Annotated in this window: 25 protein-coding genes and 1 tRNA gene; 14 read left to right on the top strand and 12 right to left on the bottom strand. The window is 32.4% G+C overall.

What is annotated here, in order from left to right; all coding sequences use genetic code 11:
* Positions 1-9 precede the first annotated feature (9 nt).
* Complete coding sequence (locus GFV00_RS04780; protein ID WP_160557019.1) at positions 10-456, top strand: type I restriction enzyme HsdR N-terminal domain-containing protein; 447 nt, start codon at positions 10-12, stop codon at positions 454-456.
* A gap of 53 nt (positions 457-509) precedes the next feature.
* Here the strand turns inward: GFV00_RS04780 and GFV00_RS04775 are convergent, their stop codons facing one another.
* Entirely contained in the window at positions 510-1,724 is a 1,215-nt protein-coding gene (locus GFV00_RS04775) for an MFS transporter (protein ID WP_160541802.1), read from the bottom strand.
* A gap of 189 nt (positions 1,725-1,913) precedes the next feature.
* Here GFV00_RS04775 and GFV00_RS04770 point away from each other — a divergent pair, with 189 nt between their 5' ends.
* The 4 genes from GFV00_RS04770 to GFV00_RS04755 all read left to right on the top strand — a co-directional run bounded on the left by GFV00_RS04770 (position 1,914) and on the right by GFV00_RS04755 (position 6,757).
* Positions 1,914-2,324: a hypothetical protein gene (locus GFV00_RS04770; protein WP_105296668.1), complete on the top strand. Its 411-nt coding sequence runs from the start codon at positions 1,914-1,916 to the stop codon at positions 2,322-2,324.
* A 125-nt stretch (positions 2,325-2,449) separates the two neighbouring features.
* Positions 2,450-3,514: a 2Fe-2S iron-sulfur cluster-binding protein gene (locus GFV00_RS04765; protein WP_160557020.1), complete on the top strand. Its 1,065-nt coding sequence runs from the start codon at positions 2,450-2,452 to the stop codon at positions 3,512-3,514.
* 158 nt (positions 3,515-3,672) lie between these two features.
* Positions 3,673-4,851, top strand: a complete 1,179-nt coding sequence (locus GFV00_RS04760; RefSeq protein WP_160557021.1) for an acetyl-CoA C-acyltransferase — start codon at positions 3,673-3,675, stop codon at positions 4,849-4,851.
* A 205-nt stretch (positions 4,852-5,056) separates the two neighbouring features.
* Complete coding sequence (locus GFV00_RS04755) at positions 5,057-6,757, top strand: enoyl-CoA hydratase-related protein (protein WP_160557022.1); 1,701 nt, start codon at positions 5,057-5,059, stop codon at positions 6,755-6,757.
* Positions 6,758-6,792: 35 nt separating this feature from the next.
* Here the strand turns inward: GFV00_RS04755 and GFV00_RS04750 are convergent.
* From GFV00_RS04750 to pdhA, 7 genes are all read right to left on the bottom strand, one after another.
* Positions 6,793-6,863, bottom strand: a tRNA-Cys gene (locus tag GFV00_RS04750).
* A 49-nt stretch (positions 6,864-6,912) separates the two neighbouring features.
* The gene (gene folB, locus GFV00_RS04745) at positions 6,913-7,272 is read right to left on the bottom strand and encodes a dihydroneopterin aldolase (protein WP_160541807.1); all 360 of its coding nucleotides are present in this window, start codon (positions 7,270-7,272) and stop codon (positions 6,913-6,915) included.
* Entirely contained in the window at positions 7,273-8,226 is a 954-nt protein-coding gene (metF, locus tag GFV00_RS04740; RefSeq protein WP_160557023.1) for a methylenetetrahydrofolate reductase [NAD(P)H], read from the bottom strand.
* 93 nt (positions 8,227-8,319) lie between these two features.
* Positions 8,320-8,796, bottom strand: a complete 477-nt coding sequence (cdd, locus tag GFV00_RS04735; RefSeq protein WP_160557024.1) for a cytidine deaminase — start codon at positions 8,794-8,796, stop codon at positions 8,320-8,322.
* Positions 8,797-8,892: 96 nt separating this feature from the next.
* A complete protein-coding gene (locus GFV00_RS04730; RefSeq protein ID WP_160557025.1) occupies positions 8,893-9,318 on the bottom strand; it encodes a nucleoside-diphosphate kinase in 426 nt (141 codons plus the stop codon).
* Between the two features lie 107 nt (positions 9,319-9,425).
* Positions 9,426-11,051: a 2-oxo acid dehydrogenase subunit E2 gene (locus GFV00_RS04725; protein WP_160557026.1), complete on the bottom strand. Its 1,626-nt coding sequence runs from the start codon at positions 11,049-11,051 to the stop codon at positions 9,426-9,428.
* Positions 11,052-11,073: 22 nt separating this feature from the next.
* A complete protein-coding gene (gene pdhA / locus GFV00_RS04720) occupies positions 11,074-12,078 on the bottom strand; it encodes a pyruvate dehydrogenase (acetyl-transferring) E1 component subunit alpha (RefSeq protein WP_160541812.1) in 1,005 nt (334 codons plus the stop codon).
* Between the two features lie 436 nt (positions 12,079-12,514).
* Here pdhA and GFV00_RS04715 point away from each other — a divergent pair, with 436 nt between their 5' ends.
* The 8 genes from GFV00_RS04715 to GFV00_RS04680 all read left to right on the top strand — a co-directional run bounded on the left by GFV00_RS04715 (position 12,515) and on the right by GFV00_RS04680 (position 21,206).
* A complete protein-coding gene (locus GFV00_RS04715) occupies positions 12,515-13,126 on the top strand; it encodes a TetR/AcrR family transcriptional regulator (protein ID WP_160557027.1) in 612 nt (203 codons plus the stop codon).
* A 10-nt stretch (positions 13,127-13,136) separates the two neighbouring features.
* A complete protein-coding gene (locus GFV00_RS04710) occupies positions 13,137-14,402 on the top strand; it encodes a TolC family protein (protein ID WP_160557028.1) in 1,266 nt (421 codons plus the stop codon).
* Positions 14,403-14,406: 4 nt separating this feature from the next.
* A complete protein-coding gene (locus GFV00_RS04705; protein WP_160557029.1) occupies positions 14,407-15,303 on the top strand; it encodes an HlyD family secretion protein in 897 nt (298 codons plus the stop codon).
* A 65-nt stretch (positions 15,304-15,368) separates the two neighbouring features.
* On the top strand, positions 15,369-16,280 hold the full coding sequence (locus tag GFV00_RS04700; RefSeq protein ID WP_160557030.1) for an ABC transporter ATP-binding protein: 912 nt from the start codon (positions 15,369-15,371) through the stop codon (positions 16,278-16,280).
* The gene (locus GFV00_RS04695) at positions 16,249-16,980 is read left to right on the top strand and encodes an ABC transporter ATP-binding protein (protein ID WP_160557031.1); all 732 of its coding nucleotides are present in this window, start codon (positions 16,249-16,251) and stop codon (positions 16,978-16,980) included. Before GFV00_RS04700 ends, GFV00_RS04695 begins: the two co-directional genes overlap by 32 nt.
* Before the next feature lie 36 nt (positions 16,981-17,016).
* Positions 17,017-18,123, top strand: coding sequence for an ABC transporter permease (locus GFV00_RS04690; protein ID WP_160541817.1), 1,107 nt, complete (start codon positions 17,017-17,019; stop codon positions 18,121-18,123).
* Complete coding sequence (locus GFV00_RS04685) at positions 18,120-19,220, top strand: ABC transporter permease (RefSeq protein WP_160557032.1); 1,101 nt, start codon at positions 18,120-18,122, stop codon at positions 19,218-19,220. The genes GFV00_RS04690 and GFV00_RS04685 overlap by 4 nt, the downstream gene beginning before the upstream one ends.
* A gap of 111 nt (positions 19,221-19,331) precedes the next feature.
* Positions 19,332-21,206 carry a thioesterase family protein gene (locus GFV00_RS04680; protein WP_160557033.1) on the top strand — a complete coding sequence of 625 codons (1,875 nt, stop codon included), beginning with the start codon at positions 19,332-19,334 and terminating at the stop codon, positions 21,204-21,206.
* 343 nt (positions 21,207-21,549) lie between these two features.
* Here GFV00_RS04680 and GFV00_RS04675 read toward each other — a convergent pair whose 3' ends face one another.
* Both GFV00_RS04675 and GFV00_RS04670 read right to left on the bottom strand, forming a co-directional pair.
* Positions 21,550-22,947 (bottom strand): dicarboxylate/amino acid:cation symporter, encoded by a 1,398-nt coding sequence (locus GFV00_RS04675; protein WP_160541820.1) that lies wholly within the window; start codon positions 22,945-22,947, stop codon positions 21,550-21,552.
* 117 nt (positions 22,948-23,064) lie between these two features.
* A complete protein-coding gene (locus GFV00_RS04670) occupies positions 23,065-23,718 on the bottom strand; it encodes a DedA family protein (RefSeq protein WP_160557034.1) in 654 nt (217 codons plus the stop codon).
* Between the two features lie 323 nt (positions 23,719-24,041).
* Here GFV00_RS04670 and GFV00_RS04665 point away from each other — a divergent pair, with 323 nt between their 5' ends.
* On the top strand, positions 24,042-24,458 hold the full coding sequence (locus GFV00_RS04665; protein ID WP_160557035.1) for an Hsp20/alpha crystallin family protein: 417 nt from the start codon (positions 24,042-24,044) through the stop codon (positions 24,456-24,458).
* A 130-nt stretch (positions 24,459-24,588) separates the two neighbouring features.
* On the opposite strand, the gene GFV00_RS04660 is transcribed toward GFV00_RS04665, so the two are convergent.
* Positions 24,589-25,587, bottom strand: a complete 999-nt coding sequence (locus GFV00_RS04660) for a homocysteine S-methyltransferase family protein (RefSeq protein ID WP_160557036.1) — start codon at positions 25,585-25,587, stop codon at positions 24,589-24,591.
* Positions 25,588-25,798: 211 nt separating this feature from the next.
* Positions 25,799-26,314, bottom strand: coding sequence for a YceI family protein (locus tag GFV00_RS04655; protein ID WP_160541823.1), 516 nt, complete (start codon positions 26,312-26,314; stop codon positions 25,799-25,801).
* Positions 26,315-26,484 lie beyond the last annotated feature (170 nt).

Below are 26,484 nucleotides of genomic sequence, written 5' to 3'. Positions count from 1 at the left end.
ATTAGAATAATGGAACTTCCGGTTTTAAATTTCCCAAAAAAATATAATTTTCAAATAAAGGAGGAAAAATCTCTTTGGTATATTTTTGACGAAGTTAGAAAAAAATGGTTAATTCTAACACCTGAAGAATGGGTAAGGCAACATATTATTTTTTATTTAAAAACCGAAAAAAAAATTCCTCAATCAGCGTTTATAATCGAAAAAAAAATAAACCTCAATCAACAAACCAAACGTTTGGATATCTTACTGTATAAAAAATCAGAACCCAGATTATTGGTTGAATGCAAAGCTCCTGAAATACCTATTACTCAAACTACCTTTGAACAGGCAGCTCGATATAATACGCAAATTAAATCCAAATATATTTTATTAACCAATGGATTTAAACACTTGTATTTCAGTTACGACCCTGTTAATAATCAGTATAAAATTGTTGACGATTTTGATTGGTCCTAATAATTTTAACAACTTTAAAACAAAAAAAATAATTAAATTAAAAAATTAGGAGCTTATTTATTTCTTTTCTTAGTTTCGGGTAGAAAAGATGCTACCAATCCCAATAAAGGCAAAAAGGAGCAAAGATAGTATACGTATTGAATACCCGTCTTATCGGCAATTTTACCTAGAATAGCAGAAGCTATTCCGGCTATTCCAAAAGCCAAACCAAAAAAAAGTCCACTTATAAGTCCCACCTTTCCGGGTACTAATTCTTGAGCATAGATGAGAATGGCCGAAAAGGCTGATGACAAAATCAATCCTATGAAAATACTTAAAATGCATGTCCAAGTAAGATTCGCATAAGGCATTAAGAGAGCAAAAGGAGCAGTTCCGAGAATGGAAATCCAAATTACATATTTTCGACCTATTCGATCACCTACAGGGCCGCCAATAATTGTACCTGCTGCAATAGCAAATAAAAAAGCGAAAAGATAGATTTGAGCTTCATCAATACTAACACCAAATTTATTAATAAGATAAAAAGTATAATAACTGGTAAGACTTGCCATATAAACATATTTTGAAAAAACCAGTAGTAATAAAATACCTATAGCTAAAACTACCTTAGGTCGAGGCAATGAAGTATTATTTATGGAATTTTGATCTCCGATATTTTTTTCGGATTCTTTTTTGGTTTTTAAAAGAACTAAATTTTTTTTGTACCATTTGCTGATTACAAGCATTATTCCAATACCCAATAAAGCGATGATGGCTAGCCATCCCACATTTTTTTGTCCATAAGGAGTTATGATCCATAACGCAATTAAAGGACCTATGGAACTTCCGAAATTTCCGCCCACTTGAAAGATGGATTGAGCCAAACCGTGCTTACCTCCCGAAGCCAGATAGGCAAGACGAGAAGCTTCCGGATGAAATATGGACGATCCTAATCCTGTAAAAAAAACAGCTAATAGCACATGAGTGAAATTAGTGGCAAGGGCCAGGGATATAACGCCCATCATGCTGAAAGTCATTCCAACGGGTAAAGAATAGGGTTGAGGGTGCTTGTCGGTAAAAATTCCGATTATGGGTTGGAATAAGGAGGAGGACATTTGATAAACAAGGGTTATCAAACCTATTTGAGTAAACGTTAGAGCCAATGAATTTTTTAAAAGCGGATATATGGCGGGTATAACCGATTGCAATGTGTCATTAAACATATGAGATAGTGCTAATAACGACAACAAGGTGAAAGCGGTACCGGTTGGTTGAGATGATTTTTCCATAGTTACAGGTATGGTGAAAAAAATAACTGCAAATATATTACTAATTGTACGAATTGGAATAAATTTGGATTATAAAAAGTTGATAAACTAATTTTTACGATGATTATAAGTATCGAACTATGGTAATTCACTTAATGGGACAAAAAAGAAAATGAATACAATTAATTCAGAAAAATACATAAGTTCGATATGGAAAATAAATCAGGTTCATGGAAAAAAACAATAATAATCCTATTCTTAATTATCAGCGTTTTAGGGGTTGCAATATTTTATGTGTATTATTACGTACCTTACGGAGACAGCAGTGTAAAGTCCGGGCAATTAAATTATATCATGCATAAAGGGATTATTTTTAAAACTTATGAAGGAAAATTAATTCAAACCGGATTCAAATCAAGAACCACCGGAGGTATGCAATCCAATGAATTTGAATTTTCTGTGGATAATGAAGAATTGGCACATCAATTAATGAAGCTTACCGGAAAGGATGTTATCTTGCACTATAAGGAATATTTCGGAGCATTACCTTGGAGAGGATATACTAAATATATTGTTGACAGTATAATTTCTTCACAAAACCATGCGGAAACCATACCGTAAAAGTTGTGTTTAAATCTGTTTTTTCAAATGTTCACATTATTTTTTCGGCTAAATCCTCAAAACGATTAAAGATTTTTTTAATTTAAATCCGGTATTTTTGCAGGCTTAAAAGAAATAATAAAATAATGCGATTTTATTCCTTACATGTACAAAAAGTGATACCGCTTACTTCAGGAAGTGTTCGATTAGACTTGTCAATTCCTGAAGAATTAAAATCTATATTCCGTTGGAAAGCGGGACAGTTTATTCGCTTTCAATTTGAGATCAATGGAGAAATCTTTGAAAGAGAATATTCGATATGCACTGCACCGTATGAAGGATATCTGTCTTTTGCTGTAAAAAAGGCTAAAAATGCGTTTGTATCTGAATTTGTGCAAAACCATGTGAAGGAAGGAGATCTTGTATCTATTTCTGCTCCCATGGGAACTTTCGGAATTCCCTCGCGACCCAATGAAAAAAGAACTTTGGCAGCATTTGCCTCCGGTAGCGGTATAGCCCCGATTGTAAGCATTATCAAAGATACCTTATATCATGAGCCTAACGTTCAATTCTATCTTTTTTATGGTAATACGAATGAAAATGAAGCAATTTTTAAAGATGAATTGACTGAATTACAAAAACAAAATCCTACTAATTTTTTCCCTTATTTTTTTTATACCCGACAAGAAATGCAAGATAAATTTTTTGAGGGGAAATTGGATGCTCACAAAATAAAACTAATCATCAATCAAATTATGGATTGGGATGAATTGGACGAAGCGCTTATTTGCGGTCCAAAAGATATGATCGTTACCCTGGCTAATGCTATTTATAAGCAAGGTATCCCTAAAAAAAATATACATTACGAATTGTATGAGCCGGTAGAAAAAGTTTTTTTTGATGATAAAGTCAAACGTTCTACAGTTAAAGAAGTAAAAGTGACCTATACATTTAGGAAAATCACAAAAACGATGAATTGGATAAATAATGGTTCTTCCTTACTTACTACTTTGCTGGATAGTGGAGTAGAGGCTCCTTATTCTTGTAAAGGAGGAGTTTGTGGGGCATGTATTTGTGCTAAAACAGAAGGGGAAGTATATTTAGATGAAAACTTAGTTTTAACAGAAAATGATCTGAACAAAGGTAAAATACTGACCTGTATGGCTCATCCTAAAACAAAAACATTGACCATTAATTTAGACGAAGCATAAAAATTTTTTAAAACATTCTTGTGTGTACTATATTAATTTTCATCTTTCTTTAATGATAGGAATAGTAGCAAAATACCGTATGATAAAGTAAAAATAAGTATATTTACCACAAGTCAACAGTAAAAAATTAAAGATTAAAAATATACTACCATTAAAAAATGAAAGAACTAGTTATTGTTTCTGCTGCGAGAACACCCATAGGAAGTTTTTTAGGCAGTCTATCAAGCCTTTCAGCGGTGCAATTAGGATCAGCAGCCATTGAAGGGGCACTGAATAAAATTAAATTGGAAAAAACTTTGATCAATGAGGTTTTTATGGGTAATGTTTTACAGGCCAATGTAGGACAGGCACCGGCTAAACAAGCTTCATTGGGAGCCGGAATACCAAATAACGTCCCTTGTACTACCATAAACAAAGTATGTGCTTCAGGAATGAAAGCGGTAATTATTGGCGCACAATCCATTCAAGCAGGAGATAATGAAATAGTAGTGGCAGGAGGAATGGAATCCATGTCGCAAGTACCTTATTATCTAACAAAAGGAAGAATTGGAAACAAGTTGGGAGATCAAAAGTTAGTTGATGGTTTACTAAAAGACGGGTTGATAAATGTTTACGATCGCAATCACATGGGAATATGCGCAGATGCTTGTGCAGAAGAGTATAATATTTCCAGAGAAGAGCAAGATGCTTTCGCCATACAATCGTATACACGTTCGGAATTAGCATGGAAATCCGGTAAATTTAAAGATGAAGTTGTGCCTGTGACTGTTCCTCAGAGAAAAAAAGATCCCATAGTCATTTCAGAAGATGAAGAATTTAAAAATGTAAATTTCGATAAGCTGAAACAATTATCCCCTGTTTTCCAGAAAGAAGGAACTGTAACTGCAGCTAATGCATCCACTTTAAACGATGGAGCATCAGCACTAATACTAATGACAGCTGAGAAAGCTAAAGAATTAGGTTTACAACCGTTAGTAAAAATTATTTCCTATGCAGATGCTGCTTGTGAGCCTGAAAAATTCACCATAGCACCTTCCTTAGCTCTTCCCAAAGCCCTAAAAAAAGCAAATTTATCTTTAGATGATATTGATTTTTTTGAGTTCAATGAAGCATTTTCCGTAGTTGGATTAGCGAATGCTAAAATACTAAACATAGATAGTTCAAAAGTAAATGTAAATGGTGGCGCTGTTTCTTTAGGGCATCCTTTAGGTAATAGCGGTTCGAGAATTATAGTTACTTTAATCCATGTGTTAAAACAAAATAATGCAAAGTATGGAGCGGCAGCAATCTGTAATGGAGGAGGAGGAGCTAGTGCAATTATACTTGAAAATATATAAACTTTTATAAAATATAATAAAAAAGGCAGATTTGAAAAATCTGCCTTTTTTATTATCAATTCAATTAATAAGTTTGAAGAGTCTGTAAACTATTTAATATAATATAAATTTAAATTATATTAATATCCTAATAATATTTAATTGATTTATATATATTTGTTAGGTAAACAAAAATTATATTTTGAATTAAATAATATTAGAAATCATGAAGAATACATTAAATATTATCTTGCTTTCGTCAGCCTTTAATGGCTTAACCCAAAGAGTCTGGCTTTCATTGAAAGAAGCAGGATATCAGGTTAGTTTTTTACTTTTTACCACAGAACAAGAGGTTATAGATTCAATTGAAACTGCCCATCCGGACCTTGTTATTTGTCCTTTTTTGAAAGATAGAGTGCCTGAAGTTCTTTGGAAAAATGAGACAAGACCTATCATAATTATCCATCCGGGTATTAGAGGAGATAGAGGAGCCTCTTCTTTAGACTGGGCAATTTTAAAAAATCTTGACACATGGGGAGTAACTGCTTTACAAGCCGTAGAAGAAATGGACGCCGGTCCTATTTGGGCAAGTCATGAATTTAAAAAACCTGCTTTAATAAGAAAATCAGAGCTTTATAACAATTTTGTAAGTGATGCCGCTATAAAATGTATTTTTGAGGTTATTGATAAATTTATAAATAAAGAAAAACCCATCCCATTAGATTATAATAACGAAAACGTAAAGGGAAGGCTAGAACCTAATATGAAACAATCGGATCGTCATTTTGAATGGACTAGTTCGGCAAAAGATATTTTAAATATAGTAAATTCAGCAGAAGGAATACCCGGTGTATTAGCAGAAATAGAAGGTGAAAAATTTTATATATATGATGCATATTTGGATCATCGTGAAGGTGAAGCGGGAAAACTTTTAGCCCGCCGTGAAGATGCAGTTTTAATTGGAGCAGGAGAAAAAAGCCTATGGATTGGTTCTTTAAAAAGAGCAGCTAAAGACCAATTGCCCTTTAAACTACCGGCTGTACAAGTTTTAAAAGAAAAAGCAGAAAGTCTAAAAGATTTAACACTTTCATTGTACGATACGGTTTTATCTAATGAGGAATACAGTACAATACATTATTCCCAAAAAGGAAAAATAGGAGAGTTAACCTTTAATTTTTATAATGGTGCAATGAGTACCCAACAATGCGAAAGGATAATAAAAGCTATTCAATTTGCTAAAGAACAGGAAACGAATGTGTTGATAATTAAAGGAGGATACAATGCTTTTTCCAATGGTGTACACCTTAATACGATAGAAGCAGCAGAAAATCCGGCAGAAGAGGCCTGGAAAAATATACATGCTATAGACGATGTATGTTTAGAACTTTTAGATACGAAACAATGGGTAATTGCCGGTGTGACAGGAAGTGCCGGAGCGGGAGGAGTAATGTTAGCTTTAACAGCTGATTTTGTAGCTGCCAGAGATGGAATAATACTTAATCCTCATTATGCCACGATGGGATTATACGGTTCAGAATATTGGACATATACTTTGCCTAAACGGGTGGGAGAGCAACAAGCTAGAAAATTAACCGAAGAATGTTTACCCGTAAGTGTAACCCGAGCATTGGAGATCGGATTAATTGATTCTATAGGTCCCAGAGAAATACACAATTTCAATGAATGGTTATGGGTACAAGCTAAAAAAGCAGAAGAAGTTAATAAAAAAGCCTCGAAAAAACCTTTTAATCCGGAAAAAGCAGCTGAATGTAGAAAGAAAGAATTAGAAGAGATGAAAGAAGATATGCTTTACGACCGAAATTCTTTTTCTTTAAAAAGAAATTGTTTTGTGCTTAAAAAAAGAGCTTGTAAAACTCCGGATCGATTGATCGCCAATTGGGCAAGAGTTAAACAAAATAAGGAATAATAAAAAAACCATCTCATTTGAGATGGTTTTTATTGAGGCTTCGAGCGGATTCGAACCGCTGTACAAGGTTTTGCAGACCTCTGCCTAGCCACTCGGCCACGAAGCCGTTTTGTTGGATTGCAAATCTACAATTTTTTTTGAATTAAAATTAAAATCTAATAAAATTTCTTTTTAAAAGTTACTTTTACCTGATCTAAATTTACATGTACAGGCGGGTTTACCTTTGCAACAGAGACTTTTACAGCTTTTACCTTTTTACATTGAAATTTTATTTCTCTTATAATTCGATAGGCAACATGTTCTAAAAGATTGGAGCGAACAGCCATTTGATCTTTAACTATTTGTGCAACAATTCCGTAATTAACAGTATCATTAAGCTCATCAGATCTTCCTGATTTTTCTAAATTTAACCGTATTGTCACATTAACTATATAAAAGGAACCAATTTTAGCTTCTTCTTCTAAGCATCCATGATAGGCGTAAATTTTTATATTTTTTAATTTTATTTTTTGCATTTAAAAAAGTTGTTTAGCAATTTTTCTTATATTTTCAGATCTTCCCATAGAATAAAAATGAAGTACGGGAACTCCTTGCTTCATTAATTCCTTGCATTGATTAACCGTCCATTCTATTCCCACCTCATACACTTCTTTGTTATCCTTACATTTTTCTACGGCCATAACTAACTCTTGAGGCATATCTATGTGAAAAATGTTTGGAAGAATAGTGAGATGTTTTTTTATAGATACAGGCTTTATGCCGGGTATGATCGGTACAGTAATTCCGATATTCCTACACTTCTTTACAAACTCAAAATATTTAGTATTATCATAAAACAGTTGAGTAACAATGTAATCAGCTCCGGCATCAATTTTTTGCTTTAAATAATTTAAATCCGTATCTAAATTAGGGCTTTCAAAATGTTTTTCAGGATATCCGGCTATGCCAATACAAAAATCAGTAGCTCCATGAGCGTATTCTTCATGAAGATATTTACCTGAATTCATGTTTTGAACTTGAGACACCAGTTCATTAGCATATGAATGTCCTTGAGAGTGTGGTTTAAAAATACCCTCACTTTTAATGGAATCTCCCCGTAAAACTAAAATATTATCAATACCTAAAAAATTAAAATCGATAAGAATATTTTCAGTTTCTTCTTTATTAAACCCACCACATATTAAATGAGGCACTGCGTCAACTTTATACTTTTGTTGAATTGCAGCACATATACCCACTGTACCGGGACGTTTTCTTGTAACAATTTTTTGTATCAATCCATTAGGTAACTCTCTATATTCGTATTCTTCTCTATGATAGGTTACATCAATGAAAGGAGGATTAAATTCCATTAAAGGATCAATATTGGAAAATATATTTTGTAAATCTTCTCCTTTTTTAGGCGGGAGTATTTCGAAGGAAAATAAAGTTTTTCCCTTTGCTTTGGAAATATGTTCTGTAACTTTCATATTAATTATTTTTGTTCAAAACAGGCCATTGTATTGGGAGATGAAAAATATTTTTAGTTGTTATTATTATCATTTATAGTATATTCATTATAATTATAAAGCACTTTCATTAAAAGAAAAGGGTAGTAAATCAGCACATTGGTTAAATTTAATTACTTTTCCTTTCATACCGGTAAAAAGAAATTCAATAGGCATTTTTTGTCTGAATTCGTATTCAATAAGTACTTGTCTACAGGCTCCGCAAGGAGAGACAGGAATGGAACTATTATCATCTTTTCCGGCAACTACAGCCATTTTTATTATTTTAGCAGACGGATAGTTTGCTATAGTATAAAAAATAGCGGTCCTTTCAGCACATAAACCACTGGGATAAGCGGCATTCTCTTGATTGTTACCTGTTAAGATTTTACCATTATCTAATAATAAGGCGGCTCCAACTTTAAAATTTGAATAGTTGGCATAAGCAGAATTACGGGCTTCTTTAGCCTTATTAATTACTACTAAGTCTTGGTCGGAAAGATCTTCCCATTGGGAATACTCTTCATATTTTAGATCTAAGACTTTAATCATATTTAATACTTATTATGTGCACCTAAGTTACTAATAAATTATAAAAATGGCTAAAATAATTATCCTGTATGATCTATTTGCTAAAACAAAAATTATTTATAAGAAAGAATAGATTTCTCTTTCTGCAAAATGAAAATGAGCTTCAATCGCTGCATTTTCGTCGCTGTCTGATCCATGAATAGCATTTCGTTGTGTGCTTTCAGCATATTTTTTTCGGATAGTACCTTCTTCTGCCTGATCGGGATTGGTAGCACCGATTAACTTTCTAAAATTTTCCACAGCATTTTCCTTTTTTAAAACAGCTGCAATTATAGGTCCGGAGGTCATAAAATTCACTAAGTCCTCAAAAAAAGGTTTGCCTTGATGTACTGAATAGAATCTTTGGGCATCTGCTAAGGTGAGGGAGGTTAGTTTTAAAGCAATGATACTAAAACCGGCTTCAGTAATATCTTTTAAAATAGTTCCCGTTAGCCCTTTAGAAACAGCATCGGGTTTTATCATAGTAAGAGTAAAATTAGACATAGGTTTATATATTAAAAAATTAAGCTAAGTAATAATAAAATAAAGTTAAAAAAAAACACTCAATTCTGTAAAGAATTGAGTGTTTTTTAATTAAATATTTTAATCTCTTAAGCCAATAATGATACCGGATTTTCAAGATACATTTTAAGAGTTTGTAAAAACTGAGCTCCGGTAGCACCATCTACTACACGGTGATCACATGCCAATGATATTTGCATTGTGTTACCAACCACAATTTGTCCGTTTTTAACTACCGGTTTTTGTATGATAGCTCCCACGGATAAAATACATGAATTCGGTTGATTAATAATAGAATTGAAAGATTCCACTCCAAACATTCCTAAGTTAGAAATAGTGAAAGTAGATCCGTCCATTTCATTAGCTTTTAATTTTTTATCTCTAGCTCTTCCGGCTAAGTCTTTTACTGCTGATGAAATTTGAGTTAAAGATAAGTAATCGGTGTTTTTAATTACCGGAACTACTAATCCATCTTCAACTGCTACGGCAACTCCTACATTTATATTTCCGCGGTGGATAATTTTAGTATCGGACCAAGTACTGTTAATTTGCGGATGTTTTCTTAAAGCAATTGCAACGGCTTTAATTACAATATCGTTAAAAGATACTTTGGTATCAGGAAGGCTATTGATAGCTTTTCTAGCTTCCATAGCATTATCCATATTGATTTCAAATACCAAATTGTAATGAGGAGCAGTAAATAAACTGTGGCTAAGACTTTTAGCAATAGCATTTCTCATGGAAGAGTTTGGAGTTTCAGTGTCTACACCCGGAGTTATTTGCGGAGCAACCGGCGCAGATTTAGCTGAAGAGGCAGAAGCTGTAGTAGTTGAAGCTGTTGGAACAAAATTTTCAACATCTTTTCTAATAATTCTTCCATTGTCTCCACTTCCTTTAATTTGATCTAAGCTAATACCTTTTTCTTTAGCAATTTTCTTTGCTAAAGGAGAAGCGAATATTTTACCGTTGCCGGATGAAACTGTATTAGCTTCAGAAGAAGGTTTAGAGTCATTGGATGCGACAGCTGTCGGCTCGGAAGCAGCAGGTTTAGAAGTTGCAGTAGAAGCAGCAGTGCCTCCAGCAATAATTCCGCTAACATCCGTACCTGCAGGTCCTACGATAGCCAATAAAGATTCAATTGGAGCAGAATCTCCTTCTTTTACTCCTTGGTATAATAAAACTCCGCCGTTACCATCGTATTCAAAATCTTGAACAGCTTTATCTGTTTCTATTTCAGCAATAACATCGCCTTCTTTAATGGTATCACCAACCTTAACATTCCATTTAGAAACTTTACCTTCAGTCATGGTATCACTAAGTCTAGGAACTTTGATAATTTCCACATCTTTAGGGATTTCTACAGAAGCAGAAGGGGTAGAAGTTGTATTCGTATTGCTAGAGTCGTTATTAGTTGTTGGTTCAGAAGATGAAGAATTGCTGTTAGCACCTCCAATTAATGCGCTGATGTCTTCCCCTGCTTTTCCGATAATAGCTAACAGAGAATCCACCGGTGCAGCATCACCTTCTTTAACTCCTTGATATAAAAGGATACCATCATCACCATCATAATCAAAATCCTGAACAGCTTTATCTGTTTCAATTTCTGCTAAGATATCGCCTTCTTTTACAGGATCTCCTACTTTTAGGTTCCATTTAGATACTTTTCCCTCAGTCATGGTATCACTCAGACGAGGCATTTTTATAACTTCAGCCATAATTTGGTTTTGATTCGTGTTTTTATTGGTTTTCTAATTTATCTAAAAAAGGATAATTTGGCTCTGAATATATATATTTATATAATACGTCATCATCTGCGTAAGGAGCATCTTCTGCAAACTTACCAACTTCATTCATTTCATCCTTTATTCTTTTATCTATTTCATCTAATTCTTCGATGCTTGCCCAATTATTAGACAAAATTTTGTGTTTTACGAATAGAATCGGGTCTTCTTTTTTGTGTTCTTCCACTTCTTCTTTCGTTCTGTAAGGCTCAGCATCAGACATGGAATGTCCTCGGAAACGATACGTTCTAGCCTCAAGGAACGTAGGACCATCTCCTCTTCTTGCTCTTTCAATAGCTTCGTAAGCTGCTTCTGCAACTGTCTCAGGATTCATTGCATCCACCGGAGCGCATGGCATTTCATACCCTAGTCCTAATTGGTAAATATCCAAATTATTAGTAGTTCTTTCAACCGATGTACCCATAGCATATTGATTGTTTTCACAAACAAATACTACCGGTAATTTCCAGTTCATAGCCATGTTGAAAGTTTCATGTAGAGTACCTTGTCTTACTGCACCGTCACCCATGTAGCAAATAGTTACCGCGTCGCGTTCAAAATATTTATCTGCGAAGGCTATACCGGCACCTAGCGGGATATGACCACCTACAATACCATGTCCACCGTATACATTGTGCTCACGGCTGAAAAGGTGCATAGATCCACCCAATCCTTGAGATGAACCGGTGGCTTTACCGCATAATTCAGACATGGCTACTTTAGGATCCAGCCCCATGGCTAACGCATGAGCATGACAACGATAAGAGGTTATAATCTTGTCTTTGGTTATATCCATTGCATGAGTAAAACCTGCTGCAATTGCCTCTTGGCCATTATATAAATGCAAAAAACCTCTGATTTTATCTTTTAAATATAGAGAACGAGCTTTGTCCTCAAATCTTCTCCACATAGTCATATCCTCAAACCACTTGAGGTATACTTCTTTACTAAATTCTTTCATCCTTGTACAATTTGACACGCAAATTTACATCAAATACTATGAACTAACAAAATTTAGATTTTATAAGTTTAAATACTTATATCATGATTATTTATATTAAATTATTTATATAAGTAATTATTTATTTTTATTTAATGCTGATTTAATAATCGAGTATAATAATTTACTCATATTATTGTTTGTTTTATTTTTATTTGGTAGAAATATTATTTGTCTAATTTTTCAATTCATTAAATTTCATTTCGATATATATCTGATCATTTAAAAGAATTATTATAGAAGTTATAGTTATGAAAAAACTATTCATTAAATAAAATTTAATCATTTGATTAAATCAAAAATTTAAATATATTTGCATTAAAATATATTTAGTGGTATAAAAAATGCAATACGATTGCAATGAATAAGTTATAAAATTGAAAATGAAAATCAGGATATGGTCAGAGATGTGTCAACAGAGCAAAAAATTAAGGAGGCTGCAAAGCGCGTTTTTCAAAAAAAAGGTTTTGGTTTAACTCGTACCCGAGATATAGCAAAAGAGGCGGGTATCAATTTGGCTCTGCTAAATTATTATTACAGAAGTAAAGAAAATTTATTTGAAATAGTGATGCAGGAGAGTCTAGAAGAAATGTTTTTTTATCTGGAACATATAATGAATAATAAGCAAACAACCTTGACCGAGAAAATAGATGCAGGAGTCTTAAGATACATAGAAGGAATGTCCAAAAATTCAAATTTGCCTCTTTTTTTATTCAGTGAATTACAGGCTAATCCTCAACATCTTTTTGATAGGGTTAAAATTCCCGAAGGTTTTATCCAAGAGACTTATATGTTCAAACAGATCAATGAGCAAATAAATAAAGAAAAGTTGAATTTTACAGCTATACATTTTTTTATAAATCTTGTTTCCATGTCTATTTTTCCGATAATAGGGCAACCCTTTATAAAATATGTAACTAAAATGGATGAAAAAAGTTTTACAGATTTCATCGAACAACGAAAAACTTTAGTTCCAATTTGGTTAAAGTCAATGTTAAAGCTAGTATAATAATGAGATTATGAAAACTAAAACGTATATTTTTTTACAATTATGTTTACTTCCTTGTCTATTGTTTTCACAGTTATCGGTAATAAGCCTGGAAGAATGTCAGGAAAAAGCAAGAGAAAATTATCCGTTAATTAAACAGTACGATTTAATTTCTCTAGCCGAAGACTATACTTTGGATAATTTGGCAAAAAATTACTTACCGCAAATTTCTCTCGGTGGACAGGCTTCTTATCAAACTCAAGTAACTAAAATACCCATAAAAATTCCGGGTTACAATATTCCCGAAATGGACAAAGATCAATACAAAATAACTTTAGATGTTACACAATTGCTATGGGATGGAGGAGCAACGCGATCTCAAAAAAAAATTACCCAAGCGAATTCAGATTTTGAAAAGCAAAAGCTTGAAGTAAACTTATATACTGTAAGGGAAAAAATTAATCAATTGTATTTTGGAATTCTAACGATAGACAAGCAATTGAATCAATTGGATGTTTTAAACTCCGATTTACAAACCAATTATAACCTGGTTAGTGCCATGCTAAAAAATGGCGTTGCCATGGTATCTGATTTAGATTTGGTTAAAGTGGAATTATTAAACACCGATCAAAAAAAAATTGAACTTACCACTTTACGAATGGCTTATATAAAAATGCTTTCTTTATTTATACATGAAGAAATAAGTCAAGGAGTTGAACTGAAACTTCCGGACAATAGTATCAATTTTGATCAAGAGATTTCTCGTCCCGAATTAAGGATGTATGATAAGCAAAATTTAGTATATGAAGCTAAAGAAAGTACAATAAAAGCTAAAAATATGCCTAAATTTTCACTTTTTGCTCAAGGAGGATATGGAAAACCCGGTTTAAATATGTTGAACTCAGATTTTAAAACATATGCTATTGGCGGGGTTCGTTTAAGTTGGAATTTTGGAAACTTATACACAAAGAAAAACGAATATCGATTACTAAAAAATGATAGGAATTCACTTCAATCTCAAAAAGAAACCTTTTTATTTAACACCCATGTTCAGCTTACCCAAATTCAGAATGAAATAAATAAATATGAACAATTGATGGTAAAAGATGATGAAATTATTCGGTTAAGGAATAGTGTTAAAAAGGCCGGAGAGAGTAAGTATAAAAATGGAATTTACAATATGAATGATTTAATCGGAGATATTAATGCAGAAAATCAGGCACGAGTAACGCAGTCTATACATGAAATGCAATATTTACAAAGTATCTATAATTATAAATATACACAAGGAAATTAGAATTATGAGACAGTTAATAATATTTACCCTGGGAACGTTTATGTTCCTGTTATCTTGTAATCGAAATAAATTTGAGCATGATGCGTCGGGAACGTTTGAAGCAACTGAAGTGATTGTTTCATCGGAAGCTAACGGTAAATTGGAATCTTTTCAATTAACGGAAGGAGATCAATTGGCCAAAGGACAATACGTTGGATATGTTGACAGCATTCAGCTGTATTTAAAGAAAAGACAATTATTAGCTACCAATAAAGCCATACAGGTAAAAAGACCGGACATATCCGTCCAAGTTTCTTCCATAAAAGAACAGATTGCGAAAGCTGAATTTGAAAAAAGAAGAATTCAAAGATTATTGGCAGATAATGCAGCTACTCAAAAACAACTGGATGATGCGAATTCACAAATTGAAGTTCTTAAAAAATCTTTAAATGCGCAAGTAAATTCACTTTCAACATCGGTTAACAGTCTCAATGAAGAAAGTAACACCAATACAGTTCAAGTATCCCAAATAGAAGATCAATTAAAAAAATGTAAAATTATTAATCCAATTCAGGGTACTGTTTTAAACAAATTTGTAGAAGAAAAAGAAGTTGTTACCCAAGGTAAAGCACTCTATAAAATTGCAGATACTAAAAATTTATTTTTACGAGCATATATAGTTTCAGAACAATTAGAAAAAATTAAAATAGGACAGAAAGTAAAAGTATTTATAAATATTTCTGAGGATAAACAAAAATCCTATCCGGGCACTATTACATGGATATCCGATAAAGCCGAGTTCACTCCAAAAACTATTCAGACCCAAGATGAGCGTCAAAATTTAGTGTATGCGGTAAAAATCGCAGTAACAAATACTGACGGGATTATTAAAATAGGTATGTATGGTGATGTAGATTTCTGATAAGTTCTATATTCATTTTCTAAAAGTAAACAAGAATAAATTCTAGTGAAGATATAATAAAGATAATGAGTGTTATTTCCATACAAAATATTTCAAAAACCTATACGGGTAAAGTTCCGGTTGAAGCTTTACAAGATATATCTATTGAAATTAATAAAGGAGAATTATTTGGTTTAATAGGTCCCGATGGAGCAGGAAAGACCACTCTATTTAGAATATTAACCACTTTGTTGGTGGCGGATAAAGGAGAGGCATTTGTAGATGGGTTTGATGTAAAGAAAAACTTTTTACAAATACGGGAAAGAGTCGGGTATATGCCCGGTAAATTTTCGCTTTATCAAGATTTAAGTATTGAAGAGAATCTTAATTTTTTTGCTCGAGTATTCAATACAACGGTTGAAAAAAATTACGATTTAATTAAAGATATATATGTTCAAATCGAACCCTTCAAGAAGAGAAGAGCAGGTAAACTTTCGGGAGGAATGAAACAAAAACTAGCCCTATGTTGTGCCTTAATACATAAGCCTTCGGTTTTATTTTTAGATGAGCCGACCACAGGAGTAGATCCCGTATCCAGGAAAGAATTTTGGGATATGTTAACCCGACTTAAACAACAGGGAATTACTATAATGGTTTCTACACCTTATATGGATGAAGCTAGTTTATGTGATAAGATTGCGCTAATTCAAGAAGGAAAAATACTTTCTGTCAATACTCCTAAACAGATTACGCAAGAATATCCGTATAAATTATATTCGGTGCGATCTGATAATAATTATAAGCTTCTTCAGCAATTACGCAAACAAAAAGAAATAAACAGCTGTTATATATTCGGAGAATATTTGCACGTGACATTTAAAAATGAAAAGGTTACGATAGAGGGAGCTGAAGTAAAAGAAATTGAACCGGGAATCGAAGATTGTTTTATTTATTTAATGAATAAAAATGAAAACCATAGTAACGAAAGAGTTAACTAAAAAATTTGGCGATTTTATTGCAGTCAATCATATAAGCTTTGAAGTATCCAAAGGTGAAATTTTTGGTTTTTTGGGAGCAAACGGTGCAGGAAAAACAACAGCCATACGAATGCTTTGTGGATTGTTATCTCCCACCTCAGGGGAAGGAATTGTTGCAGGATACGATATTTACAAAGAGTCGGATAAGATTAAAAAAAATATCGGATATATGAGCCAAAAATTTTCGTTATATGAAGATTTAACCATTAAAGAAAATATGCGATTATTTGGTGGTATTTATGGAATGAGCACTAAGGATATTAAAGTAAAAACGGAACAATGTTTAGAGGAACTTTCCTTAGAAACAGAAAGGGATGTTTTGGTTAAATCCTTACCCTTGGGAATTAAACAAAAAGTATCATTTGCAGTGTCGACCTTTCATTCTCCTGAAATTGTTTTTTTGGATGAACCCACCGGAGGAGTAGACCCCATAGCAAGACGTACTTTTTGGGAAATGATATATCAGGCTTCCAATAACGGGATAACCATTTTTGTTACAACTCACTATATGGATGAAGCAGAATATTGTAATCGGGTTTCAATTATGGTCGATGGTAAAATTGAAGCATTGGATACGCCTGCGGGACTTCGTCATAAATATCATGCGGAAACTATGGATGAAGTTTTTCAAATATTGGCAAGAGGAGCAAAAAGAGAATAGATTTTAACTAAATAAAGGAAAAAATAAGAATAGGGCATGAATCAATTTTTTAGTTTTATAAAGAAAGAAATCTTTCACATCACCCGTGATTTTAGAACTATGCTTATGCTTTTAATTATGCCTATAGCACTTCTTATGATATTTGGGTTTGCTATTACGACAGAAATTAAAAATACCTCTTTCATTGTATTAGATAATTCTAAAACCATCCAATCCATACAACTTATAGAACAAATAAATGCCAGTAAATATTTTGACCTTACAGGCTACCTGGACAAATTAGAACAGGTTGAACAACGTTTTCGCTTAGGAAAAGCTAAATTGGCGGTGGTTATTCCTCAAGGATTTGATAAAGACTTGTATCATCAAGGAACTAGTGAAGTTCAACTTATTGTAGATGCATCAGATCCTAATGAAGCATCTACCATAGTTAGCTACTTGCAACAAATTATAGCGGAATATCAAAAACAACAAATGAATAAAGCGAGTTCAGGTTCTTATGTAATTAAAAGTCAGGTTAAAATGCTTTATAATCCACAATTAAAAAGTGCGTATAATTTTGTGCCGGGAATTATGGGATTGGTTCTTATGTTAATTTGTTCAATGATGACATCTATTTCCATTGTAAAAGAAAAAGAACAAGGAACTATGGAGATATTATTAGTTTCTCCACTAAAACCCATAAGCATTGTATTAGCGAAAGTGGTTCCTTATTTCCTGATCTCCATTATTGACGTTTTTTCTATATTAATTATATCTGTTACCATCTTGGAAGTGCCAATTGAAGGAAATTTACTTTTACTTCTTTTTCTATGTACAATTTTCATTCTATCAACCTTATCGTTAGGAATTTTAATTTCATCCATAACGGAAACCCAACAAGCTGCCATGTTAATTTCGGGTATGGGATTATTGCTTCCCACATTGTTGCTTTCAGGGTTAATATTTCCCGTAGAAAATATGCCCTTGCCGCTTAGAATAATATCAACCATTTTACCCGCTACCTGGTTTATTACTGCCGTTAAAGATGTAATGATTAAAGGGCTTGGTTTTTTTGCTATCTGGCAAGAGTGTCTGATACTTATTGGTATGACTCTTTTCTTATTAGTGGTAAGTATTAAAATGTTTAAAAACAGGTTATGAGAACATTAAAATTTTTATTAGAAAAAGAATTTCTTCAGATATTCAGGAATAAAACTATTTTGAGATTGGTATTTTTTATGCCTGTTTTTCAATTATTAGTATTGCCATGGGCAGCCACTTTTGAACAGAAAAATATCTTATTAAGCATAATAGATAACGATCACAGTTCGGCTTCCAGAGAATTGATACAAAAAGTAATTTCATCCGGATATTTTAAATTGGCCAATTATTCAACGTCTTATTCAGATGCATTGAAGATCGTCGAAAAAAATGAAGCAGACTTGATTTTAGAAATTCCCCATAATTTTGAAAATACCTTTATAAGAGAAAAATCTACCGATGTTATGCTATCGGTAAATGCCATAAACGGACAAAAAGCAGGTTTAGGGTCTTCGTATTTAGGACAAATCTTAGCAGCTTACAATCGGGAACTGGTTAGTCAGTCTCAAAGTTCGGGACAAATTATTGTTAAGCCCTATTATATGTATAATACGGAAATGAATTATCGAAATTTTATGGTGCCCGGTATTTTGGTTATGCTACTCAGTATTATAGGCGGGGCGCTTTCTTCCTTGAATATTGTTAAAGAAAAAGAAGCTGGAACCATTGAGCAAATCAATGTTACACCTATTCCAAAATATATTTTTATTATAGGAAAATTGATTCCTTTTTGGGTTATGGGAATGTTTATACTAACTGTTGGTATGCTAATAGCCTGGTTGGTATACGGGTTAGTTCCGGCCGGTCATGCTCTAATAATTTATATATTTTGTTTTTTCTACCTTATTGCATTTACCGGATTTGGGTTAATAATTTCAAATTTTTCATCTACACAACAACAGGCCATGTTTGTGTTGTTTTTTATTATAATTATATTTTTCTTATTGGGCGGACTTTATACTCCGATAAGCAGTATGCCCAGATGGGCGCAAATCGTTACCATGTTTAATCCGGTACGTTATTTTATTGAAGTGATGAGGCTGGTTTATATGAAAGGAAGTACCTTGGCTGATATCTCTCATCAATTATATATAATTATTATCTTTGCTGTAGTGTTGAATGTAGGTGCAATTGTAAGCTACAAAAAAACAAATTGAGAGTCTGAAAGAGTTATTTAAAGGCATAGAACATGTTCTTTATAAGTTTCTTAAGCATTATTTTTGACATTAATAAATTAATGAAACAACATATACTTTAAACTAAAAGTAATGAAATCTAAAATCATAAATTCTTTTTTTTGGGGAAATTCGGTTGCTCTATCCTGGTTGTGGGGATTAGGACTGTTTTTTTCCGTGCAAATAACTTATTTATTCGGTTTAACAGGTCTATTGGGTTTTGCTTTGTTAAACTCAATCGGATTATTTTTATTTGGTTATGGTACTCAAAAAATCGCCAATCGGGATAAAGGACAAGAATCATTAGAACGTTTTTATAAAAAATGGTATAAGCCGTTTCGCCTCAGTTTATATTTATATCAGTTATTGGCAATTACTTTAACCGTTTTTGCTACTGTAAAATATTTGTTTATTCCTTTGCTTACTTCTTATTGGCCGGGCTGGGATGATGGGGGAAGTATATTACAAATTTTTTCTTTATTACTTGTGGTTTCATTGGTTATTTCTGCTTCCTGTTTACTGGGTGAAGAATTTTCGATTAAATCTATTAAATACTGGCATCTATTAATTGGAGCAGTTTTATTAGTCATAATTGTTTCCTTATTATCTTATTTACAACCTAAAGAAATATACAATTATCAAGCTTGGGTAAAAAGTGAAACTCAAAAACCTATTTTCATAGGCTATATGGTAGCCATTTTTGTTGGTTTTTTTGTAGGGCCTTGGCTGGATTTACAACAATGGCAGCGAGCTATACAAATGAGAAAAGAAGAAACCAATATATGTACCGGATATTTTTTCGGATCCGTTATATTTTTTTTCCTGCTTATTTTTCATGGATTAATGGCAAGTTTTGTTTTTAACAGTAATTGGTTTAATCCGAATATGGCATCGATTGGATTGGGAGGTATAAAATACGGTCATGAGCAAATTGTAAATTATATGATCCACTTTCGATCTACACTTCCCGAATGGGTTCCGCTTTCCTATTATTTATTTATAGTATTCGCAGTATTAACAACTTTAGATAGCGGATATGTTTCGACTCGGTGGTTTGTGAAAGAAGTTTCCAAATCCAGTAATAGTCCTGTTTTATCCATAATACCTAAAGGAATTGCAGATTCTCCCATCCCTACCTATATTTTGGCGGGTTTAATTACGATATTCTCTGTATTGGCAAATTTTGAATTGGAATATTTTATGGTATTTTATGCCACTTTTTTTGTGGCTTATGCCTCATTAGGTATAGCACGTTGTTTTGTACCCAATTCACAGCATTCTTTACCTCAAGTGAAACTTTTTTCGATTGGAGCACTTTCATTAGTGGTATTTGCAGGAGGTTATTTTATGCAAATGGCCGTATTGATGATCATAGGCTCAATACTTCCAATACTCTATGTGTTTTGGTTGGTTTTAAATACTGATTTACTACGAGTCGTGAAAGAGAAAGTTGAAGAAGTGATAGATGCTGCGTCCGAAATTCCTGTATTAAAAAATTTATCTAAAGCAACTCATACAGCTATTAATGGGAAAACCTTGGAAGTTAGCACGGGAAGTCATTTTGAAGGTAAATGGTTTGTGCATTCCTTTATGGCAACCTATGCAGATACCAACTCAGTTGGAAATGTTTATTTTGGAGTTTATGCTCTTTGGGTTGGAAAGACGCGCGAATTATTTTTTAATTATGTATTACCCGATTTTAATTTAAAAGATACTACCTATTTAATATTAACACGATCTTTTGAACACAAATACATTACTGAAACTAGAGAATTCGAACGGATAAGCGTAAAAATACGAGCTTCGGAATATAATCGAAAGATTGCCACTTTGGAACATCAAGTTTTCGATTCCGCCGGAAATTTATTGGGTAAAGGAAAACAACAATTAATATTTGTTTCTCCTAAAGATTACCGTTTATTGGATATTCCTCCCGAAGTCATAAAAGCTTTTATGCCTTATATGTAATTTAATACTTCCAAGAATTTCTTAATTATTATAAGGTTGTGAATTATTTTAGTTCAAGCTTTAAAAGAATATAAAATTGATTACTTAAAAACAGTAGGACCTAAAAAAGCTGTAATAAAAAATGATTAATTAATATTTAAAAAAATTCACTCATTTTTATGCCGATCATACTTTTTTCGGTATTAACAATAATTTATCCTACATTCATTGAAAATGGATAATAATATTCAATATATTATAAATAATGAGACATTAATCGGTTGATTGTCAAAAACTAAATTTATATATTTAACGTTTTTGATAAATTTAAATAAAAAATAATAGGTTATAGCTTACTTATAACTTAGGCTTTCTGAACATTTTCTTCTTCCAACAACTTTTTTTCTGCTCCTTCAGGATCAAACTCTCCTTCCCATCGGGCAATTACAGCAGTAGCTAAACAATTTCCAATAACATTTACCGTAGCACGAGCCATATCCATTAACGTATCAATTCCTAATATCATTAAAATGGGCCATTCTTGCAGATTAAAAGTACTTGCCGTACCCATTAAGATAACTAAAGAAGCACGAGGTACTCCGGCTACACCTTTGCTGGTTACGATTAAGGTAAGTATCATAATTAATTGGGTAGTAAAGGATACATGAACCCCGGTTGCTTGTGCTACAAATATAATAGCTAAAGATAAATATAAAGTAGTTCCATCTAAATTAAAGCTATACCCGGTCGGCATTACAAAAGCAATCACTTTTCGAGGAACGCCGAGTCTTTCCATCGCAATCATGGCTTTGGGTAGAGCAGCTTCTGAACTAGCCGTTGAAAAAGCTAAAAATGCCACATCTTTGATTTCTTTAATGAATCGTTTTATAGGCATTTTTATAAGTAAAGCTATCGGAAGGAATACGATGAGAACAAATACGATGAGAGCACCATATAGAGTTAATAACAACTTAATAAGTGGGATTAAGGCATCTAGTCCCATATGTGCAATAGTATAAGCCATAGCGCCCAAGACACCGAAAGGAGCAAAATACATGATGATATTAGTAAATTTAAACATCGTATCGGCAAGACTGTCTGTAAAATTTACCAAATACATTCGCTTTTCTTTGGTTACCATTATTAGGGCTACTCCAAATAAGATACTAAATATGACGATTTGTAATACTTGCCCTTCTGCGACAGACTTTGCTATATTTTCAGGAAAAATATGCAGTACAATATCCTCCCAAGATTGAGATGCTACTTGTGGTAATTGTTCATGGGCTATATTTATTTTTTTCGTTCCTACTCCTGCTTGAGTAAGGTTAATGGCTGCTAGTCCGATAAAAAGCGCAAAGGTAGTAACGATCTCAAAATAAACCAGAGATTTCCAACCCATTCTACCTACTTGTTTAATATCTGAATGACTGGCTATACCATGAACTAGGGTTGCAAAAATCAAAGGAGCAATAATCGTTTTTATCAGTTTAAGAAATACTTTACTTAATATATCGAGTTTTCCGCTAACCCCCGGAAAATCATACCCTAAACAAGCACCAACTAGTAACGCTACAAAAATCCATATGGTTAAATTTTTCTTTTTAAATGCAAAGATGATAATAGAAATAATAAATAACCAACGACAAGCGAAAAAAAGATTTTCCGGAATAACTCCAAAAAAGAAGTTAACCAGATACAGTGCGCCTGTAATAGTAATAAAAATAAAAGGGAGTATATTAAAAAAACGAGATATATTCATGTAAGTTTATGATTTTTTATAAAATTTTACGAAATTATTACCCATTTATAGATAATAATTTAACAAATATATTAAAATAAAATTTTTTATAAAAACTCTTACATGAATATTAGCATTTTATTTATCCTTTTTAACAATAAATTTATTACGTAAAATTTCTAAAATGGCAGGCAAAATAGATACTACAATAATTAAAATCATTAACAGAGGTAAATTATTTTTAACCCATCCAATGTTGCCTACAAAATATCCCAAGAATAAGAAAATAAACACCCATACAACGCCTCCTATAATATTATAGGAAATAAAGTATTTATAACTCATACGTCCCATTCCGGCAACAAAAGGAGCAAAGGTTCTAACAATAGGAACAAAACGAGCTAATATAATGGTTTTGCCTCCGTGTTTTTTATAAAATTCATGAGTCTTTTGAAGATAGCTTTGCTTAAATATTTTAGAATTGGGATTACTGAATAGTTTATGTCCAAAATATTTTCCTATCTCAAAATTGACCGTATCACCAATAATAGCTCCAACCACAAATAATAGGGCTAATAAATAGATGCTAAATTCATCACTGGAAGCAGCAAGAGCTCCCGCGGAAAATAATAAAGAATCACCGGGTAAGAAAGGGGTAATTACTAGTCCGGTTTCACAAAAAATGATTAAAAAAAGAATGGCATAAACCCAATTTCCGTAGTTGCGCATTAATTCATCTAAATGAACATTTATATGAAGAATAAAATCAACTAAATAGTGTAAAGTTTCCATGAATAATATTGATACTGTTTATTTTAATAAAAACTAATAAAAAATAGTAAAATTTTTAAATTAAGATTGCAAATATAGTAAAAACGATCAGGTATGTTAAATGAAATAAAAAATAAAAACACTCTACCATAATTCTTTTTGTATGATGACAAAATGTCGTTAAAAAATATTATTTAATTAAAAATAAGACAAAATGACATTATTTAAAAATTTGCTTTTTATCTAAAAGGTTTTGTTTTAATAAATTACAATTTTTTTTAAGTATTTGGTCTGTAATTTGAAAATCATAAAACATAAAAATCTTAAAAAAATAAATAAAAGTTATGGCAGATTTAATTAAAAGCAACAACAAAAGTTTTGGAAATTTATTAGATGAATTTTTCACAAATGCTCCTGCATTGAATAGAGCAGAAGTAAAATTTCCACCTGTAAATATTTCTGAAGATAAAGCCAATTTTGAAGTGGATTTATACGCTCCGGGATTGAAAAAAGAAGATTTTAAAGTTAATTTAGAAAAAGGATTACTAACGATTAGTTATGATAAAAAAGCTGAAACGCATAATAAAAAATCTCACAGAACTGAATATTACCAGTCCAGCTTTAAACGTAGTTTTACATTAGATGACAGTAATATAGATGCAGCCAAAATACATGCTACCTATCATGATGGAGTTTTAAAATTAGTTTTACCTAAGAAAGAACAAACAGAAATTGCACCTAAACAAATTGAAGTAAAATAAAATTTTACTTATATATTTACCTATCAATATTTATAGTTAGTTAAAGGGGTTAAAGTTTTATGCTTTAGCTCCTTTTTTATGGGTTATAGCGCGGAAATAAATCTATATAAATAACACTCATAAAAACCCATTATTTGGTAAAAGATATTGTTCGAGGAGTATAGTTTGAAGCCAATTCACTAAAAAGCTTAATATGTTCAGGAGTCGTTCCACAACATCCACCCAAAATATTCACCAGTTGATTTTCCAAATATAATTGAACTTTTTCAGCCATCATTTCCGGCGTTTCATCATACCCGCCTAAAGGATTGGGTAATCCGGCATTAGGGTAGGCGCTAAGGTAAAAAGGTGCTTTATTAGCCAATATTTCCAAGTATTGAAAAAGTTGTTCAGCACCCAAAGCACAGTTTAATCCAATGGACAATAAAGGTAAATGTGATAAAGAAACTAAAAAAGCTTCTGTCGTTTGTCCGGATAATGTCCTTCCCGCCGCATCAGTAATTGTGCCTGAAGCCATTAGGGGAAGTTTTTTGCCGATTTTATCGAAAGCTTCCTCAATACCAAAAAAAGCAGCCTTAGCATTTAAAGTATCAAAGATAGTTTCAACTAAAAGAATATCCGCTCCGGCTTGAATAAGAGATACTGCTTGTTCTTTATAAATTTCCGCTAAATAATCAAAATCTACCTCACGGTAAGCAGGGTCATTAACATCAGGAGAAATAGAAGCGGTTTTTGAGGTCGGGCCCATGGAACCGGCAATAAAAAGAGGTTTTGTGCCATTTTTGTTCCAATATTCCTCTCGGGCCTGTTTAGCCACTTGAACAGAAGCAAAATTAAGCTCATGTACCCAATCCTGCATATCATAGTCAGTCATTGAAATTCGGTTCGAATTAAATGTATTCGTTTCGATAATATCAGCTCCCGCCTCAAAATATTCTAAATGAATATTTTTAATAATATCCGGTTGTGTAATGGACAACAAATCATTATTTCCCTTTAAATCTGTGTTCCAATCTCTAAATCTATCGCCTCTATAATCTTCTTCATTTAATTTAAAACGTTGAATCATGGTTCCCATGGCTCCGTCCAAGATCAGAATCTTATGTTTAATGAGTTCTTCTATTTTCATGTTACAAGTTACCTGCGTACAAAAGTACATAAAACATTATAAGTTTCTTAAAATTAGAATTCTTATAAACTATTTGTGTATACACTTGCAATTAAAACAGATAAATACAATTGAATAAATAAAAAGGATCGAAATGAGAAAATCGAGAGTAGTTTACGAGCAAAAAAACAGACTGAATTTAAATTCAGTCTGTTTTTTACTATTATATTATTTATTGAGCGATAAACTCTAAATTTATTTGCAATTTAACTTCATTGCTAACTACCAAACCTCCGGCTTCAGTCATTTGACTCCAGTTTAAACCGAAATCTTTACGATTTAATTTTCCGGTAAATTCAAATCCGGCACGTTGATTATTCCATGGATCTTTGATGATTCCCCCAAAATCTGCATCTAAGGTAATTTCTTTACTTACGTCTCTGATTGTGAGGATGCCCGTGATTTTATTGTCTTTAATACCGGAATTGCTGGTAAAAGTCAGTTTAGGATAGTGAGAAACGTCAAAGAAATCTTCTGATTTTAAATGTGTATCTCTATCAGCAATTTTTGTATTGATAGAATCAACATCGATGGAAAAATCAAATTTTGCATTTGAGAAATCATCACTTTCAGATTCTATGGAACCTTGAAATTTGGTAAATTCTCCGGTTACGGTTGATATTACCATGTGCTTTACTTTAAAGAAGATCTCGGAGTGAGCGGGATCAGTTAACCATTTTGTTTTCATGTTACCTTTTTTTATTAGTAATGAATAATCTTTTAACTATTGATACTTATAGATCAGATATTTATAAAAACATATACTGTACCATATATGAATAAATGATAAAGGATAATAGTTATTATTTTTTAATCGATTTCTTGAAAAGAAATTAATAGAAATTTTTTATCATTTTT

The sequence above is a fragment of the Apibacter sp. B3935 genome, from assembly GCF_009827705.1.
In the GTDB taxonomy this organism is placed as follows: domain Bacteria; phylum Bacteroidota; class Bacteroidia; order Flavobacteriales; family Weeksellaceae; genus Apibacter.
Note: the sequence above shows the minus strand (reverse complement) of the source record. Positions and strands in the feature narration are given on the sequence as shown.

Excerpts from the sequence above, each read along its gene's own strand:
- GFV00_RS04715 (WP_160557027.1), top strand. The coding sequence starts at position 12,515 with ATGGTCAGAGATGTGTCAACAGAGCAAAAAATTAAGGAGGCTGCAAAG.
- GFV00_RS04670 (WP_160557034.1), bottom strand. The coding sequence starts at position 23,718 with ATGGAAACTTTACACTATTTAGTTGATTTTATTCTTCATATAAATGTT.
- GFV00_RS04760 (WP_160557021.1), top strand. The coding sequence starts at position 3,673 with ATGAAAGAACTAGTTATTGTTTCTGCTGCGAGAACACCCATAGGAAGT.
- GFV00_RS04675 (WP_160541820.1), bottom strand. The coding sequence starts at position 22,947 with ATGAATATATCTCGTTTTTTTAATATACTCCCTTTTATTTTTATTACT.
- GFV00_RS04695 (WP_160557031.1), top strand. The coding sequence starts at position 16,249 with ATGAAAACCATAGTAACGAAAGAGTTAACTAAAAAATTTGGCGATTTT.
- GFV00_RS04660 (WP_160557036.1), bottom strand. The coding sequence starts at position 25,587 with ATGAAAATAGAAGAACTCATTAAACATAAGATTCTGATCTTGGACGGA.
- pdhA (WP_160541812.1), bottom strand. The coding sequence starts at position 12,078 with ATGAAAGAATTTAGTAAAGAAGTATACCTCAAGTGGTTTGAGGATATG.
- GFV00_RS04765 (WP_160557020.1), top strand. The coding sequence starts at position 2,450 with ATGCGATTTTATTCCTTACATGTACAAAAAGTGATACCGCTTACTTCA.
- GFV00_RS04665 (WP_160557035.1), top strand. The coding sequence starts at position 24,042 with ATGGCAGATTTAATTAAAAGCAACAACAAAAGTTTTGGAAATTTATTA.
- GFV00_RS04680 (WP_160557033.1), top strand. The coding sequence starts at position 19,332 with ATGAAATCTAAAATCATAAATTCTTTTTTTTGGGGAAATTCGGTTGCT.
- GFV00_RS04775 (WP_160541802.1), bottom strand. The coding sequence starts at position 1,724 with ATGGAAAAATCATCTCAACCAACCGGTACCGCTTTCACCTTGTTGTCG.
- folB (WP_160541807.1), bottom strand. The coding sequence starts at position 7,272 with ATGCAAAAAATAAAATTAAAAAATATAAAAATTTACGCCTATCATGGA.
- GFV00_RS04725 (WP_160557026.1), bottom strand. The coding sequence starts at position 11,051 with ATGGCTGAAGTTATAAAAATGCCTCGTCTGAGTGATACCATGACTGAG.
- GFV00_RS04780 (WP_160557019.1), top strand. The coding sequence starts at position 10 with ATGGAACTTCCGGTTTTAAATTTCCCAAAAAAATATAATTTTCAAATA.
- GFV00_RS04705 (WP_160557029.1), top strand. The coding sequence starts at position 14,407 with ATGAGACAGTTAATAATATTTACCCTGGGAACGTTTATGTTCCTGTTA.
- GFV00_RS04710 (WP_160557028.1), top strand. The coding sequence starts at position 13,137 with ATGAAAACTAAAACGTATATTTTTTTACAATTATGTTTACTTCCTTGT.
- GFV00_RS04685 (WP_160557032.1), top strand. The coding sequence starts at position 18,120 with ATGAGAACATTAAAATTTTTATTAGAAAAAGAATTTCTTCAGATATTC.
- GFV00_RS04770 (WP_105296668.1), top strand. The coding sequence starts at position 1,914 with ATGGAAAATAAATCAGGTTCATGGAAAAAAACAATAATAATCCTATTC.
- GFV00_RS04690 (WP_160541817.1), top strand. The coding sequence starts at position 17,017 with ATGAATCAATTTTTTAGTTTTATAAAGAAAGAAATCTTTCACATCACC.
- GFV00_RS04755 (WP_160557022.1), top strand. The coding sequence starts at position 5,057 with ATGAAGAATACATTAAATATTATCTTGCTTTCGTCAGCCTTTAATGGC.
- cdd (WP_160557024.1), bottom strand. The coding sequence starts at position 8,796 with ATGATTAAAGTCTTAGATCTAAAATATGAAGAGTATTCCCAATGGGAA.
- GFV00_RS04655 (WP_160541823.1), bottom strand. The coding sequence starts at position 26,314 with ATGAAAACAAAATGGTTAACTGATCCCGCTCACTCCGAGATCTTCTTT.
- GFV00_RS04700 (WP_160557030.1), top strand. The coding sequence starts at position 15,369 with ATGAGTGTTATTTCCATACAAAATATTTCAAAAACCTATACGGGTAAA.
- metF (WP_160557023.1), bottom strand. The coding sequence starts at position 8,226 with ATGAAAGTTACAGAACATATTTCCAAAGCAAAGGGAAAAACTTTATTT.
- GFV00_RS04730 (WP_160557025.1), bottom strand. The coding sequence starts at position 9,318 with ATGTCTAATTTTACTCTTACTATGATAAAACCCGATGCTGTTTCTAAA.